10 protein-coding genes are annotated in these 8732 nt (G+C 57.5%); 5 read left to right on the plus strand and 5 right to left on the minus strand.

Translation table 11 applies throughout. The features are described 5' to 3' along the window. Positions 1–244 precede the first annotated feature (244 nt). Positions 245–577 carry a type II toxin-antitoxin system PemK/MazF family toxin gene (locus I6N93_RS12430; protein ID WP_085690046.1) on the minus strand — a complete coding sequence of 111 codons (333 nt, stop codon included), beginning with the start codon at positions 575–577 and terminating at the stop codon, positions 245–247. Then, positions 578–835, minus strand: a complete 258-nt coding sequence (locus tag I6N93_RS12435; RefSeq protein WP_085690044.1) for an AbrB/MazE/SpoVT family DNA-binding domain-containing protein — start codon at positions 833–835, stop codon at positions 578–580. It lies immediately after the preceding gene. A 219-nt stretch (positions 836–1054) separates the two neighbouring features. Here I6N93_RS12435 and I6N93_RS12440 point away from each other — a divergent pair, with 219 nt between their 5' ends. Beyond that, complete coding sequence (locus tag I6N93_RS12440) at positions 1055–1732, plus strand: ParA family protein (RefSeq protein WP_197669156.1); 678 nt, start codon at positions 1055–1057, stop codon at positions 1730–1732. 66 nt (positions 1733–1798) lie between these two features. Here the strand turns inward: I6N93_RS12440 and I6N93_RS12445 are convergent. Beyond that, positions 1799–2907 (minus strand): IS3 family transposase gene (locus tag I6N93_RS12445; protein ID WP_373853693.1). Its coding sequence is split into 2 segments (ribosomal slippage): positions 1799–2646 and positions 2646–2907, totalling 1110 coding nucleotides; the frame shifts between segments, so codons are not numbered across the junction. A 225-nt stretch (positions 2908–3132) separates the two neighbouring features. Between I6N93_RS12445 and I6N93_RS12450 the strand changes: the two genes are divergently transcribed. Together I6N93_RS12450 and I6N93_RS12455 are read left to right on the plus strand one after the other, a co-directional pair. Further along, a complete protein-coding gene (locus tag I6N93_RS12450; protein ID WP_139829925.1) occupies positions 3133–3381 on the plus strand; it encodes a hypothetical protein in 249 nt (82 codons plus the stop codon). A gap of 44 nt (positions 3382–3425) precedes the next feature. Then, positions 3426–3569: a hypothetical protein gene (locus tag I6N93_RS12455; protein WP_176222543.1), complete on the plus strand. Its 144-nt coding sequence runs from the start codon at positions 3426–3428 to the stop codon at positions 3567–3569. A 223-nt stretch (positions 3570–3792) separates the two neighbouring features. Here I6N93_RS12455 and xerC read toward each other — a convergent pair whose 3' ends face one another. Together xerC and I6N93_RS12465 are read right to left on the minus strand one after the other, a co-directional pair. Further along, positions 3793–4887 (minus strand): site-specific tyrosine recombinase XerC, encoded by a 1095-nt coding sequence (gene xerC, locus I6N93_RS12460; RefSeq protein ID WP_085687409.1) that lies wholly within the window; start codon positions 4885–4887, stop codon positions 3793–3795. Beyond that, a complete protein-coding gene (locus I6N93_RS12465) occupies positions 4874–7891 on the minus strand; it encodes a CHC2 zinc finger domain-containing protein (RefSeq protein ID WP_085687407.1) in 3018 nt (1005 codons plus the stop codon). The genes xerC and I6N93_RS12465 overlap by 14 nt, the downstream gene beginning before the upstream one ends. A gap of 136 nt (positions 7892–8027) precedes the next feature. On the opposite strand from I6N93_RS12465, the gene I6N93_RS12470 reads away from it, so the two are divergent. After that, the gene (locus I6N93_RS12470) at positions 8028–8384 is read left to right on the plus strand and encodes a helix-turn-helix domain-containing protein (protein ID WP_308198081.1); all 357 of its coding nucleotides are present in this window, start codon (positions 8028–8030) and stop codon (positions 8382–8384) included. Positions 8385–8465: 81 nt separating this feature from the next. Next, entirely contained in the window at positions 8466–8702 is a 237-nt protein-coding gene (locus I6N93_RS12475; RefSeq protein WP_085687405.1) for a SymE family type I addiction module toxin, read from the plus strand. The last annotated feature ends 30 nt before the right edge of the window (positions 8703–8732 follow it).

An 8732-nucleotide genomic window follows, 5' to 3' on the forward strand; every position in this document is an offset into this window, starting at 1 on the left:
GCGATGCGGTTCGGCAGTTTTCAGGGGCATTGCCGTATCCGGCGACCAGCCTCCGCTTCTTGCAGGTCATGAAGCGTAGGTGTTGTCCGCAGACAACCTGTTGCATGGCAGAACCTATATCGTCGCCACGATTGCTGAAAGTAAAAACTATCTTGAGGAAGAAAAGGTTGTTCGCTGCCGGGACATTATTCAGTCAAAATAAGCAAGGGCGCTATTGCAGCGCCCTGTTCAATTAACAGAAAAATCAGGTAAGGATTGTTCCCAGTCGGGCCAGTACCTCGTTTACGATACTGTCAGGGATACGCTCCAGCCTTCTGCCGTTTCTGGCCGCCATATCAATAGTTCTGGGCTGGTCGCAGCGAACAACACCCGTTGTTTTCGTTCCCGTGCCATCCAATGAAACGGCAAAACCAGCCGTTCGGGCAAAGTTTCCACCGCTGGTGACAGGAACAACCACAGGCAACCGGGTGATTTTGTTAAACGGCGCCGGTGAAACGATAAGCACCGGGCGTTTTCCGCTTTGCTCATGCCCGGCAGTGGAATCAAGTGAAACGAGCCAGATTTCCCCTCTGTCCATTTACAAGATCTCCTTCCCTGTGGCAGGCGCGTCAATCCATTCCCGATCTTCATCACTTACTTGGGCATGTGGATCGCATTGCGCCAATAGTTCGGCAAGCGAATAGTGAGGCCGTTTTTGAGGTTCAATGATGAGGCAGCCATTATCAACGGTCACGCCGACCTCGCTATCCGGCGACAAATCCAGCGTTTTCAGCACGGCGGGAGGCACTGCCAACATGACAGATCCTCCGACTTTTTTCAGACGAGTGGTATACATAGCGCACCTCCAGATATTATATTTTAATATAACATCACTGGACGGGGGTGTACAATTATCAATCAGATTCATCATAAACTCCTTAACGTCGCGAACAATGAAGCATCAACAAAATGCACCTGTTGGTTGAAGGGTGGGTTCGAATGCGGGGGGGTCAGTCCAGTCCAGCTTATGCTAAAGTGATTCCCTAAACGATAAAATTAGGGGCAACAGTACGTTATGGTTACTTTATCTCTTTTTAATAACAAAGGCGGTGTGGGTAAAACTACACTTACGTGGAACCTTAGCGTTGCTTTAGCAGCCAAAGGCAAATCCGTTTTACTGATTGACTTTGATCCTCAGTGCAACCTTTCTATAGCCACTTTGGGTGATGAGAACTTTGCTCGGCTTTTAGAAAAAAATGCCCAAGTACCTTTTGGACAGACCATACGAGCATTCGGGCAGCCTTACATTCAGCAAAATAGACAACCCGAAGTTATTATCAGCCATCCCAAACACCCCATGCCACAAGGATCTGGACAATTTGATATCGTTGCAGGGGATTTTTGGCTTAACAACCTTTCAGACACACTCAATGTCGGTACAGATCTGATTGCAGGTACAAGCATCTATCGTTTCTTGATGCCACATCTAATTTCACAGGCTGCTGAGCAAGCAACCGACATCAAGTACGATTATGTACTGATTGATTTACCTCCATCTTTCAATACATTAGTTCGTTCAGCCCTCTACTGTTCCGATTACTTTATTGTTCCTTGTACCGCAGATATGTTCTCAGCGTATTGCATTGGCTTGATTGGTGAAATGCTACCTAAGTTTGCAACAGACTGGGATCAAGGTACTTCACGTTATCTTAGTGGAAATGTGACCATGACCCCAAATCTGATCCACCCATAATCAGAAATAACCGGCTTCTGACCATGACCCCAAATCTGATCCACCCATAATCAGAAATAACCGGCTTCAGGTTGGTTGCATATTCTGGCAACCGGCAGATTTTTCGGCGAATTCAGCAGGGGTCATCCATCCCAGCGCGGAATGGGGACGGCCCTGATTATAGTGTATGCGCCAGGCCTCGATTTTGCACCGCGCATCTTCCAACGACATGAACCAGTTCTCGTTCAGGCATTCCTGCCGAAGCCTGCCGTTAAAAGACTCCACCGTGGCATTATCCGTGGGTGTCCCGGGCCGCGAAAAGTCAATCCTTATACCCCGTTCGTAAACCCATTTATCCAGCATTTTCCCTGCAAATTCAGAACCATTGTCGGTTTTCAGTAATAGTGGTAAAGGTCGCTTGAGCGCTATGCTGTTCAGCATCTCTGCAACTTCACCTGAGCGTAGATTCTGACCCACGCAGATCCCCAGGCATTCGCGCGTATAGAGGTCAATGACTGTCAGCAGACGCAGCCGACGCCCGTCGAATAAGGCGTCAGAGACAAAATCCATGCCCCACACGTGGTTCGGATAGAGCCCCTGAGGCTGCGGCTGACGCCGCTGAGCGGATTTATGGCGACGTGGGCGTTTGAGGCGCAGCGACAGTCCCTGTTCGCTGTAGAGCCGGTAGATCCTTTTGTGGTTATCACGCCAGCCTTCTCGCCTGAGCATCACGTGTACCCTGCGGTAACCGTAATGCACCCGGGTTTCGGTGATCTCCCGAATGCGCAAGCGCAGCGCGCTGTCGTCTGCAGCCACAGAACGATAGCGGAATGAGCTGCGACTGACGCGTAGCGCAAAGCAAACCTGCCTCTCGCTGGCTCCGTAACGGGCCTGCAAATCCCTGACCCATTCGCGCAAACGTGCCAGCGTCAGATCTTTTTTGCCAGTACGTCCTGTAGCATGGCTTTATCGAGGCTCAGGTCGGCCACCAGCTTCTTCAGCCTGAGATTCTCTTCTTCCAACTGCCGCATGTGTTTCAGCTCTGAAGGCGAAATCCCGCCGTATTTCTTACGCCACGCGTAAAAAGTGGCGTCGGAGATCCCCAGCTTGCGGCAGACGTCCGGCACAGAGGTCCCAAGCTCTGCCTGCTTGAGGGCAAAAACAATCTGCTCTTCAGTGAATCGTGACTTTTTCATCGGCACCGCCTCCATTCAGGGGAGTTTTTATCATGCCGGAATTCTGTTTCTGAATGGAGCAGGATTTTGGGTCAGGGTCAACGCGGTTTTGGCCCCCGGCACGCTACCGCCCCGCCGTGACTTTGCCGCCTGCAACCGCCACATCATAGCAGCGGCGTCAGCCGCTGCCATTAGTCGTTTTGCCTGTCGGGGTTGGCGCGGCGGGGGCCGTTCCGCAGCTTGTCTGTGGGACGGCGAAGCGTCTGCCGGGTGCGGGCTGGCGAAGCCCGCAAGCGAGGATGTTCAACAGGGAGGCCCCCGGCGGGGGCCGCACGGGGCGAAGATGGCGAGCACGGCAACGAGCAAGGAGCCTGCGACTGCGAGCCGGGCGCAGCCAGCGCAGCGGGGTCGGGGCGGGGCGGGGGCGAGGTGACGCCCTTCAGCGGAGGCCGTCAGGCCGACTTCCCTTTCGGGGTTGATGTTGACGTTGGCTGAGGGCTGACGCCGGTGCCTGCGCCGCCAGGGACGGCGGCCACGACATGGATGCTGAAGAACGAGTAGGATGCCGACAGCAGAGGGCGCAGCCCTGTGCGCCACGCCGCACCAGAGAGCCGAACCCCGGCGGCCAGCCGCTCACCGTGGCTGAGGAAGACCGCAGCGCGCCCATCACCTGCTCGGCGTAGACATAATGTGTGTTGCGCGTTGGCCGCGTTCAGCGGCTTTCGCGTAATGCCACATTATGTTGAATGATGAACGGCCAGCAATGATTGTTGCAGAGAACGCTTTTGTCTGGTGCTGGCCGGACGGCATTTACCGCCGGAGCGCCTTACCTGAACAAGGCAAGCGCTGCGCCACGGACGGCGCGGCGTTTGCCCTGCACCGTCCTGCGGCCATGAAGAGAGTGAGCTACTTTTTCGGGCTATCCGGCAACATCGGCGTCTCGTCTAGCTCCTCGTCCGCCATCAGGTCGGCCAGCAGCCCGGTCTCGTCACTGTCCTGCTGCTCTGCCGGATGCGTACTCGCATGCACGGCGGATAACGCCCTGATGGAGACCTGCGTATAGATTTGCGTGCTCTCCACGCTCGCATGTCCCAGCATCGCCTGTATCCACCGCAGGTCTGCACCGTTCTCCAGCATCTGCGTCGCCATCGCGTGCCGGAACAGGTGACAGCTTCCCCATTGCGCTATCCCCGATGCCTTGATGTAACGGCTTACCATGTTCGTGATGCCGTTCGCGGTCAGCCCCGCTACCCCGTCCAGCGCCACGAACAGCGCCGTGATGTCCGGGTTGACCAGCAGTCGCGGCCTCACCTGCTGCTGGTAATAGCTCAGCCAGCGCAGCGCACGGTTTCCTATCGGGATAACCCGGTCTTTTCTGCCCTTGCCCTGCCGCACCGTCACCGTTTTTCTTGAGCCATCCACGCTGTAGACGTCCAGTTTCGCCACTTCACCTCTGCGCAGCCCCGTTGACCACAGCAGCTCCATCAGCGCACGGTCACGGATGCCCTGAAGCGTCGTCAGGTCGGGTAATGCCAGCACCTGCTCCACCTCTTCCACGCTCAGTATCGTGCGCGGCAGCCGCTTCTCCAGCTTCGGTAGCTCCAGGTCTGCCGCCGGGTTCGCCAGTATCAGATGCTGTTTCGTCATCCATTTGAACCACACCTGCAACGGCTGTAACGCCGTGCGTTGTGTTCGGGTACTCAGTAGCTCCCCGTTACTTTTGCGGTACTGGTACAGATGCCGCTGGTAACGCTCAAGGACAGGGCGCGTCACCTCTGCGCCGTAGTGGACTCCCCGCTCCGCCGCCCACCGGATAAAACGGTACTGGTGATGCGTCTGCACCTTCAGCGTCGCTTCCGACCCGTTGCGCTCCCGCCGCCATACCACGAACCGTAACAGCAGCGCGTACAGGCTTTTCGGGTCGCTGGCCGGACCAACCGGCTGACGGTAGACCTCATCCACCGTCAGCAGCGCACCCGCTCGTGGTTTACGGTTGGTCATGCTGCGCCTCCGTTTCCGCACTCACGGGCAGCGAGGTTTTACCCGCTTTCGTTTTTCCCTTTATTACTGCGTTTTCAGCAACCCCGACCAGTTCACCCATTAAGTCTTGCTGGCTCTGGCCTGAAGCCGCTTTTTCACCCTCCGACCGACCACCGACCGTACCCCGACCGGAGGCCGACCGATTTTTATCTGACCCCGACCGGTTATCGCCGCCCTCATTCACCGGAACCGTTTCTGTCACATCCAGCAACCCGCACAGATGCGCCCCGCCGTTCTCTTCCCCGTCCCACAGCAGGCCGTACTCATACGTCAGCCCGCGCCGGAACAGCAGCAGGTATTCCATCTCCAGCAGCCGTGACAGGTGGATTTTCAACTGCGTATCACCCCAGCCCAGCGCCGCCCGGATGTCCCGCCGCGTGAACCTCACTTCATCCGCTTTCAGCGCCTGAGACTGCGCCGTTTCCTGCACCCAGTCCTTCAGCCACACCAGTAACTTCCGCGTCTGCGGCGGCATCTCGTCCAGCGTCCGCCCCAGCACCTCATGCGCCAGTTTGTTGGCTAATGCGATATCGCTTTGCGCCACCTCGATATACTCGATAACCGCGCCCCGGTGCTCAACCCGCTTCACCGCCCGCTGGTACTGATGCAGCAGCGCGATACTCTGTATCAGCGTCAGGTACTTCATATGGTCGCGTCGGGTACGGGTCTTGTCCGACAGGAACGTCAACCGGTCAGCGTAGGGATTGACCACCTTCAGTGGCCTGAGCAGCCGCTGCGCGTTCTGGTGCAGTCGCGTCAGATACTGCTTTTCTGAAGACTGAAGCAGCCCGGCCAGCGTCTGGCCGTGACGCTGCATCGCGTGTATCGCCTGCGTCTGCTCTCTGGATTCATTCACCGTCAGCACCAGACAGCGGTTCAGCAGCTCTTCGTCCACGTCGATGGCCGTGGTGGTCAGCATCAGCATTACCGGACCCTGCACTTTATACTCCCTTGTCACCAGTTCGCCGCTCTGCTCGTTCTTCCCCGTTGACGCTATCTTCAGTTCCCCGTCGGACTGCAACAGCTTCAGCGCATACGCCGCCTGCCGCACCCCTTCCTCTTCCGCGATAGCCAGTATCTTGTGCTGTAACGACGTTTCACCGAGGTAATACAGGCTCTGCCCGGTCATCGCCGAGTACTGGATTCGCTCTTCTTCCGGCATCAGCCCCAGCACCGCGTCCATCAGTGACGATTTGCCCGCCGCACTCGATGACTGGATAAGCACAGCCAGCGGTTTATCCAGCTTGCGCGACGTCGCCGCCAGATATCCCATCAGCAGATTGGTCGATTCCCCCACCACGCCACAGGACGCGAGGTCATTGATAATGCGTGCCGCAAGGTCGGGGGCGTTGAGTAGTTCAAGCGCTGCCGCTTCGTCCTCCGCAGAGACAGTGACAGCGGCGGGCGCGTCCGTCTGTGCTGACGATTGCCGCTGCTCGTCCTGCTTCTGCTCCAGCATCAGCAGGACTCGGCCACATTCACGCTTGATAACCGACTGCTCACATTCAAGCTCACCCGCCGCCGCGCTGATATACCCCTGACGATGGCGCGAGCTGTACATGTCCAGCGAGTCCACATGGAACGCGCCGGTTGAGTCGTCCCGTACCTGCACGTTGACCTTCATCACCTCAGCCACGCTGTTTTTCTGCCAGCCCCGCACCCGCCAGACCCGTGGGCCACAGCGTAACAACAGCTCGCCCGCCTCTGTCTGTTCACAGGGCACCAGCTCCGCCGGGGCGGTTAAAGAAGAAGGGTTTACGCTACTTTCAGCAACAGTTTCATGGCTGAACACCGCACCCGGCCCGGTTCCCTTGCCCATCCACGCCGCCTGCTCCAGCGCCAGCCCTAACGCGCTCTCCGGACTGCCGCTCTTCTGCGCATAGGCGTTCGCGTCCAGCCCCGGCGGGAACCGCACCCGCCATGCTTCGATACCCGCTTCCAGCAGGTCTGCCGCCACGCTGTCCGCACCCCGGTCGCCCGCCTCATCACGGTCATACGCTATCAGCACCCGCTTTACCCCGTGGTACTGCAACGCCGCAAGACTGTCAGTGGTAAAACCGTTCGCTCCGTAAGCGGTGGTCACGTTGCGGAACCCCGCACCCCAGAAGGTCATCGCGTCGATAAGCGCTTCACACAGGATGACCTCTGACGATGCCTTCAGCGCCTCCTCATTCCATACCCCAGCCAGCGGTGACGGCAGATACAGATGCTTCGCCGCGCCTTTTTTCACCGCATAGTCCGCCGTGGTTCGGCGACCGTACAACTGCAACACCCGCCCGCGCTGCGCTACATTGGCCGACTCGCTCCAGCCCACGACCGGCATCACCACGCAGCCCCGGAAGTGGTCTTGTCGCGTGGTCGCCCGCAGCACCCCCAGCCCGGCCAGCCGCTCACGCAGCCGTTTTCCCTCCAGACTTGAGGTGGAGGGCAATAACCCCGCGCTGCCGCCGATACCGTGATGACCCGCGAACCCTAAGCGGAAGTGGCTTATCAGCTCGGGATGGTTCAGTCCGCGACTGACCAGCCATTGCTGTGCTTCCGGGTTGTCCAGCAGATTGTGGTGATAGAAGTCGATAACCTGATGCAGCAGCGCCTGCCCGTCATCATCCAGATCGGCGAGTGGAGTACGCGCCACCGGCGGCAAAGCCGATACCGGCACGGCGGCTAAAGAAGAAGGATTACCGGCCAGTTCCCGCAGCCGCAGCAGGGTTTGCGGGTAGGTCAGTTTCTCGGTGTGTTGAAGCCAGTCCAGCACCGACCCCGACGCCCCGCAGCCAAAGCAGTGATACAGGCTCTTTGACGGCGTGATGACGCAGGACGGGGTTTTCTCCCGGTGGAACGGACACAGGCACACCACGCTGTCATCGCCCTGCTTTTTAAGCCGATGCCCCTGACCCTGCGCCACACTCAGCAGCGACACCTCACGCTTGAGCCGCGCCAGTTCTGCCGGTGTCATTCGTCCCATTCCGTCGCTCCTGTAAAAAACACGTCAAGACCATATATATGTTTTAATATGGTACATCATGATGTATATTTGGCAAGTGCTGTTTTTTCGAGGGGGTAATATCATGCGCACGACATCTCACTGGTATCTGCTCACTATGTCATTACCTGTCCGGTTAAACGCATTACGTAAAAAGCTCGGCCTGTCCCAGCAGGCAATGGCTGATGCTGTCGGCCTGCATGTTAACAGTTGGAAGAAGTACGAGAGCGGGCAGGCCATGCCGTCGCTGGATGCACTCAAGAAGATTGCAACCACGCTGCATGTCAGTACCGATTACTTGCTGTTTGAGGAACATGAACGTGGTCCGAGCGACACGCTGACGCTTCAGTTTGAGGCCGTCAGCCAGCTGCCGGAGAACGAGCAGGCGATAGTCCGCGAAGTGCTGGAGAGTCTGATTATCAAGTACCAGTCCCGACGCTGGGACTCCGCCAGGAAGACGGTTAAAGAAGAGTAGCAGAGACAGGATTTAACGCGTCGCTGACGGGTTGCACCCCATCAGCGACGCTCACCACAACTAACTGATTAGGAGTTAATTATGGCTAGGCAGCATCATAAGTCAGAACCCGCCACACCCCAAGCATTACGACACCTGAAGGTCGGCTATGTCAGCCGCCGCCACGCCGACCGCAACGATATGACCCGCTATTACAGCCGCAGCCCCAGCCTGCACCTTACAGGCCACTGGCTGGAAGCCGTGGGATTTGGGACGGATACTCCGGTCGTTATCTCCGTTGAGCACGGGCAACTGGTGATACGCATTGTGGCTGAGTGACAGGCAAAAAATCCCGGCCTTTTTAGGGAC

It is taken from the genome of Lonsdalea populi, from assembly GCF_015999465.1.
In the GTDB taxonomy this organism is placed as follows: domain Bacteria; phylum Pseudomonadota; class Gammaproteobacteria; order Enterobacterales; family Enterobacteriaceae; genus Lonsdalea; species Lonsdalea populi.